This is a genomic window from Microcoleus sp. T3_B1 (assembly GCF_036700445.1).
Classification (GTDB): Bacteria; Cyanobacteriota; Cyanobacteriia; order Cyanobacteriales; family Microcoleaceae; genus Microcoleus.
The window spans coordinates 166,198-182,260 of sequence record NZ_JAUBOX010000005.1 but is presented as its reverse complement, the minus strand read 5'-3'; the positions used below and the strand labels follow the sequence as shown (position 1 = coordinate 182,260).

Annotated in this window: 24 protein-coding genes and 1 pseudogene; 7 read left to right on the top strand and 18 right to left on the bottom strand. The window is 46.0% G+C overall.

Annotation, left to right across the window (positions count from 1 at the left end):
* Nucleotides 1–35: 35 nt before the first annotated feature.
* Together QT990_RS05390 and QT990_RS05385 are read right to left on the bottom strand one after the other, a co-directional pair.
* Entirely contained in the window at nt 36–794 is a 759-nt protein-coding gene (locus QT990_RS05390) for a hypothetical protein (RefSeq protein ID WP_333142814.1), read from the bottom strand.
* Between the two features lie 49 nt (nt 795–843).
* Nucleotides 844–1,668, bottom strand: a complete 825-nt coding sequence (locus QT990_RS05385) for an amino acid ABC transporter substrate-binding protein (protein ID WP_333300287.1) — start codon at nt 1,666–1,668, stop codon at nt 844–846.
* A 205-nt stretch (nt 1,669–1,873) separates the two neighbouring features.
* Here QT990_RS05385 and QT990_RS05380 point away from each other — a divergent pair, with 205 nt between their 5' ends.
* From QT990_RS05380 to QT990_RS05370, 3 genes are all read left to right on the top strand, one after another.
* The gene (locus QT990_RS05380) at nt 1,874–2,710 is read left to right on the top strand and encodes an Rpn family recombination-promoting nuclease/putative transposase (RefSeq protein WP_333142816.1); all 837 of its coding nucleotides are present in this window, start codon (nt 1,874–1,876) and stop codon (nt 2,708–2,710) included.
* 244 nt (nt 2,711–2,954) lie between these two features.
* Entirely contained in the window at nt 2,955–3,776 is an 822-nt protein-coding gene (locus QT990_RS05375; protein WP_333142817.1) for a pentapeptide repeat-containing protein, read from the top strand.
* Nucleotides 3,777–3,860: 84 nt separating this feature from the next.
* A complete protein-coding gene (locus QT990_RS05370) occupies nt 3,861–4,097 on the top strand; it encodes an element excision factor XisH family protein (RefSeq protein WP_333142818.1) in 237 nt (78 codons plus the stop codon).
* Here QT990_RS05370 and tnpA read toward each other — a convergent pair.
* Nucleotides 4,090–4,496 (bottom strand): annotated as a pseudogene (gene tnpA / locus QT990_RS05365) (IS200/IS605 family transposase). The gene QT990_RS05370 and the pseudogene tnpA sit on opposite strands and share 8 nt — an antisense overlap.
* A gap of 79 nt (nt 4,497–4,575) precedes the next feature.
* On the opposite strand from tnpA, the gene QT990_RS05360 reads away from it, so the two are divergent.
* From QT990_RS05360 to QT990_RS05350, 3 genes are read left to right on the top strand one after another with little or no spacing between them, the layout of a single operon-like run.
* Nucleotides 4,576–5,853, top strand: coding sequence for a transposase (locus QT990_RS05360; protein WP_333300285.1), 1,278 nt, complete (start codon nt 4,576–4,578; stop codon nt 5,851–5,853).
* A gap of 34 nt (nt 5,854–5,887) precedes the next feature.
* A complete protein-coding gene (locus QT990_RS05355; RefSeq protein ID WP_333142820.1) occupies nt 5,888–6,190 on the top strand; it encodes an element excision factor XisH family protein in 303 nt (100 codons plus the stop codon).
* Nucleotides 6,178–6,522 (top strand): XisI protein, encoded by a 345-nt coding sequence (locus QT990_RS05350; protein ID WP_333101792.1) that lies wholly within the window; start codon nt 6,178–6,180, stop codon nt 6,520–6,522. Before QT990_RS05355 ends, QT990_RS05350 begins: the two co-directional genes overlap by 13 nt.
* Nucleotides 6,523–6,570: 48 nt before the next feature.
* Here QT990_RS05350 and QT990_RS05345 read toward each other — a convergent pair whose 3' ends face one another.
* The 4 genes from QT990_RS05345 to QT990_RS05330 form a co-directional block, all read right to left on the bottom strand.
* Nucleotides 6,571–6,822: a hypothetical protein gene (locus QT990_RS05345; RefSeq protein ID WP_333142821.1), complete on the bottom strand. Its 252-nt coding sequence runs from the start codon at nt 6,820–6,822 to the stop codon at nt 6,571–6,573.
* A gap of 159 nt (nt 6,823–6,981) precedes the next feature.
* Nucleotides 6,982–7,344, bottom strand: a complete 363-nt coding sequence (locus QT990_RS05340; RefSeq protein WP_333142822.1) for a helix-turn-helix domain-containing protein — start codon at nt 7,342–7,344, stop codon at nt 6,982–6,984.
* Nucleotides 7,345–7,388: 44 nt separating this feature from the next.
* Nucleotides 7,389–7,679: a helix-turn-helix domain-containing protein gene (locus QT990_RS05335; protein WP_236504535.1), complete on the bottom strand. Its 291-nt coding sequence runs from the start codon at nt 7,677–7,679 to the stop codon at nt 7,389–7,391.
* A 108-nt stretch (nt 7,680–7,787) separates the two neighbouring features.
* Entirely contained in the window at nt 7,788–8,153 is a 366-nt protein-coding gene (locus tag QT990_RS05330) for a helix-turn-helix transcriptional regulator (protein WP_333032907.1), read from the bottom strand.
* 227 nt (nt 8,154–8,380) lie between these two features.
* Between QT990_RS05330 and QT990_RS05325 the strand changes: the two genes are divergently transcribed.
* Nucleotides 8,381–8,818: a hypothetical protein gene (locus QT990_RS05325; protein ID WP_333142823.1), complete on the top strand. Its 438-nt coding sequence runs from the start codon at nt 8,381–8,383 to the stop codon at nt 8,816–8,818.
* A gap of 15 nt (nt 8,819–8,833) precedes the next feature.
* Here QT990_RS05325 and prfA read toward each other — a convergent pair whose 3' ends face one another.
* The 11 genes from prfA to infA all read right to left on the bottom strand — a co-directional run bounded on the left by prfA (nt 8,834) and on the right by infA (nt 15,947).
* Nucleotides 8,834–9,928 (bottom strand): peptide chain release factor 1, encoded by a 1,095-nt coding sequence (prfA, locus tag QT990_RS05320; RefSeq protein ID WP_333142824.1) that lies wholly within the window; start codon nt 9,926–9,928, stop codon nt 8,834–8,836.
* 345 nt (nt 9,929–10,273) lie between these two features.
* Nucleotides 10,274–10,582 carry a 50S ribosomal protein L31 gene (gene rpmE, locus QT990_RS05315; protein WP_333142825.1) on the bottom strand — a complete coding sequence of 103 codons (309 nt, stop codon included), beginning with the start codon at nt 10,580–10,582 and terminating at the stop codon, nt 10,274–10,276.
* A 229-nt stretch (nt 10,583–10,811) separates the two neighbouring features.
* A complete protein-coding gene (rpsI, locus tag QT990_RS05310; RefSeq protein ID WP_194067224.1) occupies nt 10,812–11,225 on the bottom strand; it encodes a 30S ribosomal protein S9 in 414 nt (137 codons plus the stop codon).
* Nucleotides 11,225–11,680 (bottom strand): 50S ribosomal protein L13, encoded by a 456-nt coding sequence (rplM, locus tag QT990_RS05305; RefSeq protein WP_015178725.1) that lies wholly within the window; start codon nt 11,678–11,680, stop codon nt 11,225–11,227. Before rplM ends, rpsI begins: the two co-directional genes overlap by 1 nt.
* Before the next feature lie 139 nt (nt 11,681–11,819).
* Nucleotides 11,820–12,662 (bottom strand): tRNA pseudouridine(38-40) synthase TruA, encoded by an 843-nt coding sequence (truA, locus tag QT990_RS05300; protein ID WP_190745434.1) that lies wholly within the window; start codon nt 12,660–12,662, stop codon nt 11,820–11,822.
* Nucleotides 12,663–12,691: 29 nt separating this feature from the next.
* Nucleotides 12,692–13,042 carry a 50S ribosomal protein L17 gene (rplQ, locus tag QT990_RS05295; RefSeq protein WP_190657966.1) on the bottom strand — a complete coding sequence of 117 codons (351 nt, stop codon included), beginning with the start codon at nt 13,040–13,042 and terminating at the stop codon, nt 12,692–12,694.
* Between the two features lie 124 nt (nt 13,043–13,166).
* On the bottom strand, nt 13,167–14,111 hold the full coding sequence (locus tag QT990_RS05290) for a DNA-directed RNA polymerase subunit alpha (protein WP_332958426.1): 945 nt from the start codon (nt 14,109–14,111) through the stop codon (nt 13,167–13,169).
* Nucleotides 14,112–14,285: 174 nt separating this feature from the next.
* Nucleotides 14,286–14,684 carry a 30S ribosomal protein S11 gene (rpsK, locus tag QT990_RS05285; protein WP_332978136.1) on the bottom strand — a complete coding sequence of 133 codons (399 nt, stop codon included), beginning with the start codon at nt 14,682–14,684 and terminating at the stop codon, nt 14,286–14,288.
* Between the two features lie 84 nt (nt 14,685–14,768).
* Nucleotides 14,769–15,152 (bottom strand): 30S ribosomal protein S13, encoded by a 384-nt coding sequence (gene rpsM / locus QT990_RS05280; RefSeq protein ID WP_006634981.1) that lies wholly within the window; start codon nt 15,150–15,152, stop codon nt 14,769–14,771.
* 83 nt (nt 15,153–15,235) lie between these two features.
* Nucleotides 15,236–15,349 (bottom strand): 50S ribosomal protein L36, encoded by a 114-nt coding sequence (gene rpmJ / locus QT990_RS05275; protein WP_015178722.1) that lies wholly within the window; start codon nt 15,347–15,349, stop codon nt 15,236–15,238.
* A gap of 373 nt (nt 15,350–15,722) precedes the next feature.
* Nucleotides 15,723–15,947 (bottom strand): translation initiation factor IF-1, encoded by a 225-nt coding sequence (infA, locus tag QT990_RS05270; RefSeq protein WP_006276978.1) that lies wholly within the window; start codon nt 15,945–15,947, stop codon nt 15,723–15,725.
* Nucleotides 15,948–16,063 lie beyond the last annotated feature (116 nt).

Here is a 16,063-nt window from a genome sequence, read left to right as displayed (position 1 = left end):
GGCTGCAATGAATGATGAATACATGATGCTTCTTCTCAAATCCTTTTGTCAAGGCTGATTGAGATGCTCTTACCCTGATTAGACCAAATAATAGTACCTACACCGTTATAGTTGCCATTTTTCCACTCACCGTCATAACTTTGTGTCTCATTGTTTTTAGGGTAAGTCATATTTCCTTTACCATTGATTTCGTTGTCACGAAACTCACCTACATAACGCCGACCATCAGCATAGGTCAAAGTCCCTTTGCCATTGCGCTTTGTTCCGTCATTGCTCCAGTCTCCCTCATAGCGATCGCCATTCTTATAAATATACACACCCTTGATATAACTATTATTTTTCCACTCACCTTCTAGGCGATCGCCATTCGCATACATTAACAAGCCTTTACCATTTCTTTTATTATTGAGCCATTCCCCATCGTAGCGATCGCCATTCGTATAAGTAAATACCCCTTTACCATTCTTTTTATCATTGAGCCATTCCCCATCGTAATGACTATCATTGGTATAAGTAAACACGCCTTTACCATTGAATTTCCCTACCTTGAACTCCCCTTCATAGCGAGCACCCTTGGCAGAAGTCCATACTCCTTTACCATGTGGCTTACTATTTAAAATATCACCTTTATATCTACTACCAGTCTCGTATGTAATCTCATTAGTCAGAGGGCAGAAACCTGCTTGCCAACCAATACATTGTTTAATTTCACTCTGAAAAATATGGATTGACGATCCTACAATAGCTACTATTACTCCACATACTAGGGTTTTGATTATTCCTTGTTCGTTCATAAAAATTACTTAACAAAGCATTGAATAATAGAAGCAACCAACGGTTTGATTATCTACTGCAATAATCAATAGTTGCTTTGAGATAAGGCACTAATTCTCCAAACCAAGTACCCCAAGCCTGTTTTCCTTCACTGCTATTAATGAAAGAATTAACAGAATTTTGCCACTGAGAATCGTTAGCGGGAAGTATCATCCCATATACGTCACAGGAAAGAGGTTGGCTGGGCAATAAAGCAAAAGTATCTACAGGCAATCCTTGTCTGACTGCTTCTCCTACCAAAAGAACCGTATCGCCCGCAAATGCAGTAATTTTACCGTTCGATACTGCTGTTATGCCTAAATATCTTTCGGTAAACTGTACTATTTCAGCACGAGGATATACTCTGGCAACTGCTGCTAAATTAGCAGAACCTTGAAGGACGCCAATACTTGTATTTGACAAGTTGACGTTTCTATTTTGATTTTTGACAAGCAACTGTGTACCTGTAATAAAAAATGCTTGAGAATACTTAATATTTTCGACTTGTTCTTTAGCGCTGCTGATTGTGTTAGGCCCACACTCTATATGCACATTTCCGTTTCTCACGAGCGCCTCGCGATTTTGAATAGTAGAACGGACTGCCACTACATTAACATTTCTGTTTAGTTGTCGGCTGAGGCTGTTTGCTAGTGCACCTGCAAAAGTTGTACAATAGCCTTTCCAGCCTTGTCCGTCTTCATAGCCAAAAAACACAGCATCTTTTCTAATCCCAACTTTTAAAACTCCTGTTTGCTGAATTTCTTGCAACACAGTCCGCGCCCAGCTTGCCGAAGGAAAAAGCACTGTGCATATAATGCTAGATGTTAGAAATATCAGTTTTAATCGCTTATTCATTATTCTATATTGCTACCTATGGAGCACTGCTCGCGAGCTATTAGTGAAATACTTTATCAACTCGATCGCATCTTTGTCAGTGATAAAAAGTGATAAAAAGTGATAAAAAGTAAGGACTTTCCCCAAATTCCCCAAAAATCTCCTCTCAGATAGATGCTCCTAGAGTTAAACTCTTGTAAATAACCTTTCTCACAACCCAACTTTCTTGGCCTACGACAACACCTGCAAATATCTAGCCGAAAAATTCCCCGCAGCCTTCGTCCGCTGGCTGCTACCAATTGACGAACCCACCAGCGTTCAGGTACTCAAAACCGAACTAATTCAAGAGCCCATCCGAGCCGATTCTCTCGTTTTCCTGCAAACAGATAACCAAATCCTGCATCTGGAATTTGAAACCAGACCCTACTCCGACCCGCCGATCGCCTTCAGGATGCTAGACTACTACGTCAGGCTCAAACGGCAATACTCCTGTTCCATCAATCAAGTAGTAATCTTTTTGCAGCAAACAGCCTCAGAACAAGTTTTTGTATCGGAGTACACAGACGCGAACACCCGACACGGATATCGAGTTATTCGCCTCTGGGAACAAGACCCCGCTTTACTGCTGTCAGTCCCCGGCTTGCTCCCACTCGCAACACTATCTCAAACCAACTCGCCGCGAACTTTGTTAGAGCAAATAGCTACTCAGATTGCTACAATAGAAGAACCTACTCAACAAGCGGATTTACTCGCTTGCACCCAAGTGCTCGCAGGTTTGAGATTTGAAAAAGACTTAATCAGACAACTATTTAGGAAGGAAACTATGCGCGGTTCTGTGATTTACCAAGAAATTCGCGAAGATGGCCTCCTTGAAGGAAGGAAAAATGAGGCGCTGTCGTTCCTCAGTCGTCTGTTGATTCGACGTATCGGTACGATCGCACCTGAAACAACCGAGCAAATTCAGACTTTATCCGTAGAAGAATTAGAGGATTTAGGAGAGGCGCTGCTGGATTTTTCAGAAGCCTCAGATTTAACCAATTGGTTGAATGAACATCAGCCTTAATTCCTAAGATATAGCCTCTTATATTAATTTAATGGGTCGTTGCACATATCTCGATCCCCCTAAATCCCCCTTAAGAAGGGGGACTTTGATCAAAATCTTGTCCCCCCCCTTGTAGGGGCGGTGCGACCCCTACTCCCCGTGCCCGCCCGCCCTCTTTAGGGGGATCGGGTTCTATGCAGCATCATAAAAAAATGGTATTATTGTCAAAACTTCACCAAATATATACTTTAAGGAAACTTAAGCCATGACCGTTGATGAAGCAATCGCGATCGCAGAAACTCTCCTCGATGGCGAAGGCTTAAACGACGTGCAAGAGCTCATCTTCAGACAATGCTGGGAAGGCAGACATTCCTATGAAGAAATTTCTCAACTCTCTCAATATAATGATGAATACATCAAAGCGCTGGCGGCTAAACTCTGGAAACAACTCTCAGAAGCTTTTGATGAAAAGGTAAAAAAAAATAATTTACGCTCTGTTTTTAAGCGATACTTGCGGCGAAATCAAGTGACTTTACATCGAACTCAAGTTATTGGAGTTAACCTCAGCGGTGCTAACTTAAGCGGAGCCCGACTATCATTCGCAAACTTAAGTGAATCTGATTCGTCAGCAGATTTACACGGTGCAATTTTAGCTGATTATAATACAGTATCAGATGAAATTATCAAGGCCGAAGACGCGCACAACCAGGGAATTTTATCGAGCATAAAATCAAGGATTTATCACTGGAACGATCTGCGCTTTCACTGTGAAGAACAAGTAAAAATAGCAGAAGCGCTCGATCGCACAAACACCCTCTTTTTCCCCAACTCCAAAGCCCGCCTCACCACACCCGCAGGCCGACAAAACCAAGAACCAGATTTCCTCATCTTCCACCAAGGCAAATGGGGTATTCTGGAAATATCGCATCCCGATACACAAAAAGATGAAACGCGCGATCGCCTGTTTGCATCTCACGGTATCAGCATCATCCACTATTGCGACGCTAACAGATGCACAGAAGAACCCGATCGCATTGTCCGAGAATTTTTAGACATATTGAGTCAGGGAGAGGGCGATCGCATTTAGTTAAAACGTAATTCCTGTATCGATCGGCGATCGGGCAGCACGATTCAATGGTAAAATAGGAATAGTAAAGCGTTCTCAGTGGCTATGCCTGCCAAAGATCGATTTCATGAAGCCGTAAAAGTCGCCCTCCAAAAAGATGGCTGGACAATTACCGATGATCCACTTACAATCCCGATCGAGCGCCTCAGCAACCTCTACATTGACTTTGGAGCAGAGAAGTTACTCATAAGAATTAATACGGGATGCGGGAAACTCAGTGGCTTCAGCCCTGAGAGGGAAGCGACTCGGGGGACTTCAGTCAAGAGTGTCTTTCTTAATTAGCAGAGTGATGCGGATCTTCGATGTATTTCCTAACAACTTCACTACTAATATTGCCTGCGGTACTAACAAAATAGCTGCTCGTCCACAAGGACGGCAGCTTTTTTAATTCTGGAAATTCAGCCCTTAAATTATGACTAGAACGTCCCTTGAATGCCTTGACAACTAACGCAGGAGTATCCATCGGCTTAACCGCTACAAATAAGTGTACGTGATCTGGCGCTACTTCCAGAGCTAAAATATCCCAACCTTTCTCGATTGAAAGTGCTAAAAATATTTCACGCAGCTTAGTTGCTACACTGCCAACCAGAACTTTTTTCCGGCGTTTGGGATAAACACAAAATGGTAATTAAGTAGGAATTTGACGTGGTTGTGAGTCTGGTACTCAGGAATTGGCAACATAAAGTTTTGTTGTTATGGATTGACTTATCCACTATACTCACCTAAACTAAATAAATCAACTAAATTTCGGGAAAAAGAGGTGACTAAAGTCAAAAAAACAATGGGAGTGCAGCAAGTATTGTTGTCTCCTACCAAAGAAATTGAAGCCGTATTACAATATCTTTGTCGGCAATCCGGCAAGCTGTACAATAGTGCTGTTTACTTCGCTCGTCAAACACTTTTCAAAACAGGAAAACTGTTGACTGGAAAATTTGATTTATCTTTTGAACCGTCAATCGCAAAGTCGATGGTTGCTAAGTCGCTGCCTTCAACGCCTATGCAACAAACTTTGATGTCGGTTACGGAGGCGTTCAAAAGCTTCAAAGAGTTAAAAGCTTTGTATAGCAAAGGTCAATTGCACTTTAGACCCAAGCCTCCGAGCTATTTAACAGGCTCTAAATTGTTTAAAGTCGCCTACCCAAATTCTGGTGGATTAAAGCCAGCGCTTGTCGGCGACCAGTTGAGATTTTCCCTGGGCTTAACAGTACGGCGCTGGTTTGGGGTTTCTGAATTCTTTCTACCTATGCCGTCAAATATTGACTACACAAAGGTTAAAGAGTTCACGATTCTCCCTAAGAATGGCGCTTTCTATTTAGAAATGTCTTACGAAGTAGAATGTAAACAACATGATTTGGATTACAATCAAGCTCTATCAATTGACTTGGGGACGGCTGACAACTTAGCAGCTTGTGTTGACACGCTTGGAAATTCTTTCTTGGTTGATGCTCGCGCCATGAAGGCGATGAATCAACTTTGGAATAAGAAAGTAGCGACTAGAAAAGAAGGAAAGCCCACGGGTTATTGGGACAGTTGGTTAGACCGCGTAACCCGCAAGCGCAATCACCAGATGCGCGATGGTGTCAGCAAAGCTGCAAAGTTAATTATTGACCATTGTTTGAAACACGGTATCGGTAATCTAGTGATTGGATGGAACCAAGGGTTTAAGTCCAATGTTGATATGGGCAAACTGAACAATCAAAAGTTTGTTCAGATGCCATTAGGAAAACTGAAAGATCGCTTAAAGCAACTTTGTAATTTACACGGCATTAAGTTCACTGAAACAGAAGAAGCATACAGCTCTAAAGCTAGCTTTCTTGATGGAGACTTCCTACCCAGGTATGGTGAAAAACCGCTTGGATGGAAAGCATCTGGAAAGCGAATTAAACGTGGATTGTATCGCTCTGCTAATGGAACTATAATTAACGCGGATCTGAATGGCGCGGGCAATATTCTAAGAAAAGTAGCCAGTAAGTTAGGTGTAAAACTTGACCGACTGGGTAGACGGTGTTTGGCCACCGTAGCGAGAATTAGACTTTAGTAATAACTAGAGTTATTCTGTCAGCAGAATCTCAGTGGCTTTAGCCCGCTTGAGTGTCAATGCCGAGCGCAAGGGTCAAAAAATCGCTGTTGAGGTCAAAAGCTTTCTTGGAGCCTCTACACTTTCGGAATTTCATACTGCCTTGGGTCAGTGTCTTAACTATCGCTACGCACTCGAAGATACCGATCCCGATCGAAAACTTTACCTCGCCGTTCCTGTCAGCATTTATGACGACTTTTTTGTTGTTCCCTTCATTCAATCCGTCATTCAAAGGAGTCAAACCCGTCTCATCGTCTACGATCCTACCAGAGAGGAAATCAGACAATGGCTAAACTAGATCGTTATCGAAATGCCGTGCAGCAAGCCTTACTCAACTATGCTCAGATGCGTTCTGGAACTTCTAGCAATTCAGAGTTAGAACTCCAAATTCTGTTCGATCCACAGCGCGACCATTACCAATTAGTGTATGTCGGCTGGTACAAAAGTAAGCGTGTCTACGGCCCGATTTTACATCTCGATATTAAAGATGAAAAAATCTGGCTACAACTCAACACAACGGCAGACGATATCACCCTGGATTTAATGGAATTAGGTATTGCTAAAGATGATATTGTTCTGGGGTTCCATGCACCCTATATGCGCCAATTTACAGAATTTGCCGTAGGTTAATAGCATTCTGCTGCATCGATTGCTTTATTGTATCGATTAATCGATTGCTCATACTGGTTGTGAATCGCCACCCAAAACCGATTCCCGCAAATTCTGCCAGTACGCAGCCGTAACGGGTTCCCCATCCGAGTCTAAACCCTCTTGCAGCAAACCTTCTAGTTTAGCTTGTGCCTGTTTTCGCTGGCGATCTTGCTGCACCAAGTCTAGAAAATACTCTACCGCACTGGCATAAGCCCCTGCCTGAATTTGATCCTCAATATAGGTTTGCAGCTCTTCTGGTATGGCAAGAATAACGTTCATCGTCAACACAGATTTAGGATATCTATCATTGTATCGATCGGCGATCGGGCAGCGCCATAAAAATTAAAATTAGCAGCTTGAACATCGGTTTGACACTTTTGGATGTTCACGACTTAAAAGCTACTCGATCGTACCTACAAGAAAACTGGTCTATCTACATCAACCATACTTCCCAGAAGCTACAGCAGCAGCCAGTCGCTCCATACCAGCTCGAACAATCACTGCTAAGTCACTCAGTGGCATACATTGAATTTTCTTAAGCAGATCGTTAGTATCTACGGGTTCCTGCACCGGCTTGCCTTCGAGATGAGCCATAAGCTCTTCCATCGTAAAGCCTGCTCTTGTCGCAATCTGAGTCAAATTTTTCGTATCTGGAAGTACCTGCCCCTTTTCCCAATACAAGACAGAAGCAGCAGAAACTCCCAACAGCTTGCCAAAAGCGGTCAGACTCATCGAGCCCCGCGCTAATTTAACAACCTCACTCAGTTTTTTCTTAGCTTCTGCGTCCACGGTATCAGCCACGAGATAACCACAACTCCTAGTTTACAGATAAATTTGCTTCATATTCATTCTCCAGCAGCCTCAGCCGACGCAGCGAATCTATCCGCTACAGCTTTAGCAATTAGCGCCACCTGACTCAGAGGCAAAAACTGAATTTTTTTGAGAATATCGTTAATTTCTGAAGGTTGCGAGACTGGATTGCCATCCAAAATGCTGAGAAACTCTTCCAGAGTATAGCCTGCTCTCGCTGCGAGCTTACCCAAGTTTTCCGTCTCTGGAACCGTATCGCCCCTTTCCCAAAGCTGAACAGCAGTCGCAGAAACGCCTAAAAGCTTACCAAACGCTCGCTGACTCATTGTTCCACGAGCAGTTTTGATGATTTCACTAAGTTTTTGTCTATTTTGGATGTTCACAACTTAAAAGCTATGCGATCGTATCTACGAGTCTACTTACGAACAGATACATCAACTATATTTCCCAGACGACTCAGCCGCCGCCGCGAGTCTATCCATCACGGCTCTACCAACCACGGCTAACTCACTAATTGGTATACATTGAATTTTTTTCAGCAGATCGTTAGTATCTACCGGTTCACGCATGGGTTTGCCTTCCAGATGAGCCAGCAACTCTTCAAGTGTAAACCCTGCCCTCACAGCAATCTGAGCCAAATTTTCTGTATCTGGGATGCTCTGACCTTTTTCCCACAACTGAACCGCAGTCGCAGAGACACCCAGAAGCTTGCCGAATCCCCGCTGACTCATGGAACCGCGAGCTAGTTTGACAATCTCGATCAATTTTTTTTTAGCTTCTGCGTTCACAACTGCCGTCACTACTTAATCCCACATAATTCAGTTTACTTCCCAACTCCCAAATTTTCCACTTGCAATTCATAATTACACTTGACACAGGGGCGCATTGCAAGTAAACTAATAATTACAACCTAAGTGTTGATACGCCGAACGGGTCGCTAAACAAATGGTTCTGAGCTAGGAACCCAACATAAGGGGACAGCCCGATCGAACTTTGAAACCGAAGACAGACATCAGGGAAAGTAAAAATGACCAAGAGACGCAATCTAAAAACTCACAAGCCCAGCCGCACCCGTCAAAGCCTTACAGCCTCCGGTTGGCTAAAACCCCAGCGCTGGCAAATCTCCAAAATAGAAGCAGCCGAAGCCTTGAGAATGCCCGTCAACCGCATAGTCAAAGTTTACCCCAAACAACATCAAGTAATAGTCGTTTACCTGAACAAGAAAGGACAAAAATGCAGTTCCTTTTTCAGCTACAGACTATTTGCCAGATGGCAACAAGAGGCGATCGCAGCAATTGCCAGTTGTCGAAACCAGCAAATCCTAGCACCCCTAGAAGTCATTGTACAATACGACCTCGAACATTTCAAATATCCAGTAGCGATCGCCGATGCAATTTGGGAAGCCCTACTCAACCATATCTCCCGCGTAACAAGGGAACTGAGGCTGAGCAAACAATGCGCCTAGCCCCCCATCACTCCATCAATTAGTAGAAGCAGCCAACTCAGCCAAACGTTCCTGCTGATCCTGAGAAATGCAAGTTTGAATAATCCCCTCAATATCTCCTTCCAAAACACTATTGAGCGAGAAATTTTCCCCCAAACGGTGGTCGGTAGCCCGATTGTCCTTATAGTTGTAAGTGCGAATCTTCTCCGATCGCGAACCAGTACCAACCTGAGCCAAACGCCGCGACTTCACCTCATCCTGCTGCTCCCGCAACTTCATCTCATAGAGCTTAGCCCGCAAAATCTGCATCGCCCGCTCCTTATTCTGCAACTGACTGCGCTCCTCAGTACAGAAAATCCGAATTCCCGTCGGCTTGTGAAACAAATCCGCAGCAGTTTCCACCTTGTTCACGTTTTGACCGCCAGCGCCGCCCGATCGAGCCGTACTCATCTCAATATCCTTCGGATCAATGTGAATCTCCACATCATCAACCTCCGGCATCACAGCCACCGTCGCCGTCGAAGTATGCACCCGGCCGCCAGCCTCAGTCACAGGCACTCGCTGCACCCGGTGTACTCCAGCCTCAAACTTCAGCTTGCTGTAAACGCTGTCGCCCGTAACTTCCAGAATCACCTCTTTAAAGCCGCCCATTTCCGCCAGCGACTCGCTCACCAACTTCACCTGCCAGCCTTGAGTTTGAGCGTAGCGCGAATACAGCCGCAGCAAATCTCCCGCCCAAATACTAGCCTCATCTCCGCCAGTACCCGCCCGAATTTCCAGCATAATATTCTTGTCATCGTTCGGGTCGCGGGGGAGCAGCAAAACCTTCAAACGACTTTCCAAATTCTCCAGCTTCGACTCAAGTTCCTGAACTTCCAGCCCAGCCATTTCTTGCATATCTCGATCGCCCGCAGCTTCCTTGAGAACCTGTCGCGCGCCCACCAAATCTTCCTGAGTCGTTTTCCACAGAGCAAAAGTATCGACCACTTCCTCCAAGGACGATCGAGCTTTTGCTACCCGTTGAAACTCTTGATTGTCCCTAGCGACATCCGGGTCAGCCATGCGGCGAGTCAACTCATTAAAAGTTTGCTCTACCGACTTCAATTTATCCAGCAAATAAGATTCAGCCATTGTCAGTTGTCCTTTGTCAATCGATTTTAGATTTTAGATTTTAGATTTTAGATTTTAGATTTGAAGAACAGTTGGAATAGAATCTCCATCGAACTCTACTGCCTGCTTAGCAAGTCTTCAATCTAAACTCTCCAATCCGAGGGCGGATCGATTTTAGATTTTAGATTTTAGATTTTAGATTTTAGAACTCAAGAGCAGTTAGGATAGAATGTCGATCGAACTCTACGCGATAGAACTCAACTGCCTGCATAGCGAAGTCTTCAATCTAAAATCTAAAATCCGAGGGCGGTAAGTTGCCAGTAGAAAGAACTACTCTCAACAAACTGCGGACAAATGACAATCCGGCTACTTCTTCTTTTTGCCTTTACCAGCAGCCTTAGAAGCATCTGCTTTCGGCTCTTCCATTTTCAGCGGCCCAGAGGAAGCATCTGCCTTCGGCATTTCTACCTCAGTCATGCCGTATTTCCGCATAAAGCGCTCCACACGACCTTCAGTATCAATAATCTTCTGAGTGCCAGTATAGAAAGGATGATTTCCCGACCAGACATCAACTTGAAGCTTTGGTCTTGTTGAACCCACAGTCATCACAAGTTCGCCGTTGCAATAAACCTGAGATTCGGGATACCACTCAGGGTGAATGCCTTCTTTTGCCATTGTTTTTTACTCTCTAATTTTTGACTTTACAACCATTTTAGCTGCCGCAGGACTTGTACACCAACAACAGCACCAATTTTGCCTTATATCTGTTGGAACCAGGAAGCAGGAATCGGAAATAGACTTGAAAAAAAAGGAAGATAGAATCTGGATAATTTTGCCTTCTTCCTTCTTCCTTCTATCCGTTACATCCGTTACATCCGTTACACAATCCGCTGCCGAACCTCGATTACCGCTTGGAGTATTGAGGAGCTTTGCGAGCTTTCCGCAAACCGTACTTTTTCCGTTCTTTGGCCCGCGGGTCGCGAGTCAAATAGCCCTCAGTCTTCAGAGGCTTGCGGTTGTCCGGGTCTAATTGACAAAGTGCTCTAGCGACACCCAAGCGAATCGAGTCAGCCTGACCTGTCAAGCCACCGCCTTCGACTTTTACCAAAATGTCGTACTCATTTTCCAGACCCAAAGTTTCCAGAGGGGCCTTAGCCAGAGCCAAATAAGTAGGGTTGAATTGCAGGTACAAATCCCCCTCTTTACCATTGACTGTCAGTATGCCAGTGCCGGGAACCAAACGCACCCGCGCTACGGAACACTTGCGACGGCCGGTACCCCAGTACACAGCGCGACCGGATGTATCTGTTGCTTGCATTACTCATTTCCTCCCGGAATCGTGTGAACAATTAATTCTTCTGGTTTTTGAGCTTGGTGCGGGTGGTTGGGGCCAGCGTACACCTTGAGTTTAGTAAACAGTTGTCTGCCCAGAGAAGTGTGAGGCAGCATTCCTCGTATAGCTTCTTCGACAATTCTTTCGGGCAAACGTGCTTGCAATTTGGCAAAAGTTTCTGTTTTCATGCCGCCCGGTCTTCCAGAATGGCGGCGGTAGATTTTCTGGGTGCGTTTTTTGCCAGTAACAGCGATTTTGTCCGCATTGATGACAATTACGAAGTCGCCGGTATCCATAGAAGGAGTGTAAGTCGGTTTGTGTTTCCCCCGGAGGTACATGGCAACTTCAGTTGCCAGACGGCCCAGTCGCTGGTCGGCGGCATCGACCACGTACCACTTGTGCTCTAGGGAGTCTTGAGTAGGGACGTAAGTTTTGTTCATTGTTTGTTGTTAGTTGTCTATTAACTGTTAACTGTTGTTAGTTGTCAGTTGTCAGTTGTCAGTTGTCAGTTTTTAATTGTTAGTTGTCCTTAGTTTTTTATTAGTAGTTACCTAATGACTAATGACTAATGACTAATGACTAATGACTAATGACTAATTTTGGCTGAGTGTCGTACCAGACATCTGGGGGAAAGGGAAATTCTGAATAGCCAACCCGCAGCAGGCACAAACCTTGAGCGGGAGCGGCATATTTTACCATTTCTCGGCGTTCGTTGACCCAGATATCTGTGAAATTGTCGATCGGCCTTTCCCCGCGACCCACCTGCACCAGCAACCCCACCAGCAGCCGCATCATCCCGTACAGAAACCCGCTTGCCTGAACCTCAATATAGATAAGAGGCCCAGAACGCTGACACTCGGCAGCTTGTACGTCCACCCAGGAATGGGGGCGGGCAGACCCCGCGCGGTGGAAAGCAGCCAGGTGATGCCGCCCGATGAGCGGTGTCAAAGCTGTCTGAATCAAAGATTCATCCACAGGAGCGTGATAGCAGTGCCAAGCAAAAGGACGCACAAACAAATTAGGCGTCGGGTCTGTATAAAGGGTGTAGCGATAGCGCCGCCAACTGGCTGAGAACCGAGCGTGCCAGGTAGGTTCCACCTTTGCCGAAGCTCGAATTAAAATATCTTTTGCCAGTCGAGAGTTGAGAACGCTTGCCCAACGGTGAGCCGGAATTGGGCCGTGGGCATCAAAATGGGCTACTTGAGCAGCAGCGTGAACTCCCGCATCCGTTCTCCCAGCAGCGTGCAGCGTTACCGGGCGTTCCAGAACAGTCGATATTGCTGTTTCAATTTCTTCTTGTACTGTACGCTGGTTCGGCTGTCGCTGCCAACCGTGAAAGTTAGTGCCGAGGTATTGGATTACTAGAGCAACGCGCTGTATCGATTGGGGATTTTCGATTGGGGATTTTGGATTGTCAGTCATAAATCACAAATCTCCAACCCAAAATTGAATTAAACCAGTTCAACGATCGCCATTTCGGAATTGTCTCCTTGGCGGGGGACAGTTCGTACTACGCGGGTGTAGCCCCCGTTGCGCGAGCCGTACCGTTCTTGGGCTGCTTCAAACAAGGCGTGTACTAACTGTTTGTCGTAGATAAAGCCCATAGCTTGCCGGCGAGCGGCCAATGAGCCATCTTTTGCGAGGGTAATCATTCTGTCCGCCTCTGGCCGCAGCGCTTTGGCGCGGGCGAGAGTGGTAGTGATTTTACCGTGGCGGATTAATTCGGTGGTCAGCGAGCGCAGTAGGGCGCGGCGCTGGTCAGCCGGTTTGTTGAGTTGGGGGACGCGACAGCGGTGACGCATGGCAGTTGGTAATTGGTAATTGGTAATTGGGCGCCGGGATAGTCCGCGATCTAGGGGGGTGAATTCTTTAACTTAAAAACTCACCTACTTAAAATTCAGAACTTTTTTACCCGTTACCCGTTGATTAACTTTTAGCTGATTTTTCCTGTGGCAAGGTAATGCCCAAGCGTTTTTGTAAAGCTTCAATCACTTCTTCTGCGGACTTCTGCCCGAAGTTCTTGATCTCGAGCAAGTCTTCTTGGGTATAATCCAATAAGTCTGCGACTGAGTTGATCTGAGCCCGCTTGAGACAGTTGTAAGCCCGGACGGACAACTGCAATTCTTCGATCGGAATTTGGCTAGTAGGATCGGCTTCACCTGGATACTCTGGTTTGAGAGAATCTTGGGTGATGTCTTTGAGAGGTGCAAATAAATCTACCAGGATGTGGGCAGATTGACTCAAAGCTTCTTGAGGAGTCACGCTGCCATCAGTCCAGATTTCCATAATCAGCCGGTCTTTCTCGACCGTGCCCCCTACCCTAGCATCTTCAACGCTGTAGTTGACTCTGCGAATCGGCATAAAGATGGCGTCAATTTGGAGAAAATCCAAAGCCGACCCATCATCGCGACTGCGGTCTACTGCTCGGTATCCGATGCCTTTTTCAATTCTGAATTCCATTTCCAGAACTGAGCCGGGGGAGAGAGTTGCAATGTATTGGGAGCGATCGATCAATTCCACCTCTGAGGGCAAATCGAATCGATCGGCCGTTACTGTTACAGGCCCCTCAATCCGCAACCTGCCGATTTGCGGCTGCTGAGAATGAGTTTTGAGGACGACCTCTTTCATGTTCAGGAGAATTTCTAGAACATCCTCACGTACCCCTTCGATCGTGGCAAACTCGTGATTGACGCCCGCGATTCGGACTGAAGTTACTGCTGTTCCTTCCAAATTTGACAGCAGAACTCGCCGAAGCGCATTCCCAACAGTTGTTCCCTGACCGCGATCGAGCGGTTCCAGGACGAATTTTCCGTACTGACTCCGGTCTTTGTCAGTGTTAGACTCTATACATTCAATTTGAAACTGCGCCACGGAGTGACCTCCCTTTTCCACTGTGGATTTTTGATTTTTGATTTTAGATTGCAGAGCATACCCCTGAATGGATTTCGGATTTTGGATGGACGGGGCAACAGTTAGAAGCATTAGTTTTTGACTTTAAGCAGTTAGCCATTATCCAAAATCTAAAATCTAAAATCTCAAATCGTTTTAGACTCTACGCCGCTTGGGAGGGCGACAGCCGTTGTGAGGAATTGGGGTAACATCTCTAATCAGGGTAATTTCCAGTCCCGCCCCTTGCAGCGCCCGAATAGCAGTTTCTCGACCTGCTCCGGGTCCGCTCACCATTACTTCTATTTGGCGCATTCCTTGGTCATTGGCTCTGCGGGCAGCACTTTCTGCTGCTGTTTGAGCCGCAAAGGGAGTGCCCTTCTTAGCTCCTTTAAAACCGCTGGAACCTGCGGATGCCCAGGATATCACTTCGCCGTTGAGGTCGGTAATAGTTACAATCGTGTTGTTAAAGGTAGACTGGATGTAGCCTACCCCATTGGGTACATTCCGTTTCTGCTTTTTTGCACCAGATTTCTTGCCTGTTTGTGGTCGCGCCATATTAGTCTCTTTAACGTTTCTCTCAACTAATGTCCCGAAGCGCTAGGAGCCAGCAGCCCCCAGCGTATTTTTCCCAAAAAGATGTTACTTCTTGGAAGGAGCCTTTTTCTTGCCCGCAACTGTTCGGCGGACGCCACGACGGGTTCTGGCGTTGGTACGGGTTCGTTGTCCCCGCACCGGCAGACCCAAACGGTGACGCCGACCGCGATAAGTTCCGATGTCCATCAGGCGCTTGATGTTCATTGACTCCCAGCGCCGGAGGTCTCCTTCGATTTGGTATGTTGTTTCTACATGAGCCCGCAGAGCTGTCACGTCGGCCTCTGTTAAATCCTTGACGCGAGTGTCAGGATTTACGCCTGTTGCAGCGATAATTTTTTGGGCCCGCGACAAGCCTATTCCGTAAATGTATGTCAGACCTATTTCGACGCGCTTATCGCGTGGAAGGTCTACCCCGGCAATCCGTGCCACACTTTTTGTCTCCCTAGTTTTCCTGTTTGGCTACAATGTTCAATTAGGATGCACCTGGGTGCAGTGCCCAATCTTCTTTTTTTCTAACCTTGGCGTTGTTTGTGTTTCGGGTTAGTGCATATCACCATCACTCGACCGCGACGGCGGATGACGCGACATTTCTCACAAATTTTTTTGACAGATGCTCGAACTTTCATCTTTCTTCCTGCCTGGAGAACCCCGCTCTACCGGAGAACAGGCACGCTGGGACTGCCCGTAGAGCGGTGGGAGGAGAGGCTGGGCAAGGTGTAGACCTCTCCTCGATTAAATTGTATAAAGTGCGGGTTGTTTCATGAAGGAGCCCGCTTGCACCCACTCCCATTGCTGGGGTAAAGTTCGCCTGCACAAAACAAAAATGTTGGCGAGCGATACTTTTACGGCGTAGCAATGACTTAACCCGGTACACCGGTGGGTTGTTGACGCCCTTCTCGGCAACACTACAAACGTAGCATTATAGCATAAATTTGAAGCTTTTTACCAAATTCTCTCTAATTAAACTTAGAATTAGTTTTTAGAAAGTTTTATCTAAGCCTATTTTTTCCGAAGGCGATAAGTAATCCTGCCTTTGGTCAAGTCGTAGGGAGTCAATTCGACTTTGACGCGATCGCCAGGCAGAATTTTGATGTAGTTGCGGCGGATCTTGCCGGAAATGTGAGCTAGCACGTTAAACCCATTATCTAGGTCAACGCGAAACATCGCATTGGGCAGGGATTCCGTCACTGTCCCTTCCATTTCAATTAAATCTTGCTTAGACAATTTGGTATTTACCTCAACTCTACATTTGATTAACTAGGAGTGTCCCGGCGTGAGCCTCAAAACCTATTTACTGGTAGGAGTCCAACGGGAACGGGGGGCAATAATTAGGGCGCCTC

Coding starts and splice junctions, on each gene's coding strand:
- truA (WP_190745434.1), bottom strand. CDS start 12,662: ATGACTGACAATCCAAAATCCCCAATCGAAAATCCCCAATCGATACAG.
- rplQ (WP_190657966.1), bottom strand. CDS start 13,042: ATGCGTCACCGCTGTCGCGTCCCCCAACTCAACAAACCGGCTGACCAG.
- rpmJ (WP_015178722.1), bottom strand. CDS start 15,349: ATGAAAGTTCGAGCATCTGTCAAAAAAATTTGTGAGAAATGTCGCGTC.
- rpsK (WP_332978136.1), bottom strand. CDS start 14,684: ATGGCGCGACCACAAACAGGCAAGAAATCTGGTGCAAAAAAGCAGAAA.
- QT990_RS05375 (WP_333142817.1), top strand. CDS start 2,955: ATGACCGTTGATGAAGCAATCGCGATCGCAGAAACTCTCCTCGATGGC.
- rpsI (WP_194067224.1), bottom strand. CDS start 11,225: ATGCAAGCAACAGATACATCCGGTCGCGCTGTGTACTGGGGTACCGGC.
- QT990_RS05350 (WP_333101792.1), top strand. CDS start 6,178: ATGGCTAAACTAGATCGTTATCGAAATGCCGTGCAGCAAGCCTTACTC.
- QT990_RS05345 (WP_333142821.1), bottom strand. CDS start 6,822: ATGAACGTTATTCTTGCCATACCAGAAGAGCTGCAAACCTATATTGAG.
- QT990_RS05335 (WP_236504535.1), bottom strand. CDS start 7,679: ATGAGTCAGCGAGCGTTTGGTAAGCTTTTAGGCGTTTCTGCGACTGCT.
- QT990_RS05390 (WP_333142814.1), bottom strand. CDS start 794: ATGAACGAACAAGGAATAATCAAAACCCTAGTATGTGGAGTAATAGTA.
- rpmE (WP_333142825.1), bottom strand. CDS start 10,582: ATGGCAAAAGAAGGCATTCACCCTGAGTGGTATCCCGAATCTCAGGTT.
- prfA (WP_333142824.1), bottom strand. CDS start 9,928: ATGGCTGAATCTTATTTGCTGGATAAATTGAAGTCGGTAGAGCAAACT.
- QT990_RS05370 (WP_333142818.1), top strand. CDS start 3,861: ATGCCTGCCAAAGATCGATTTCATGAAGCCGTAAAAGTCGCCCTCCAA.
- QT990_RS05385 (WP_333300287.1), bottom strand. CDS start 1,668: ATGAATAAGCGATTAAAACTGATATTTCTAACATCTAGCATTATATGC.
- rplM (WP_015178725.1), bottom strand. CDS start 11,680: ATGAACAAAACTTACGTCCCTACTCAAGACTCCCTAGAGCACAAGTGG.
- QT990_RS05325 (WP_333142823.1), top strand. CDS start 8,381: ATGACCAAGAGACGCAATCTAAAAACTCACAAGCCCAGCCGCACCCGT.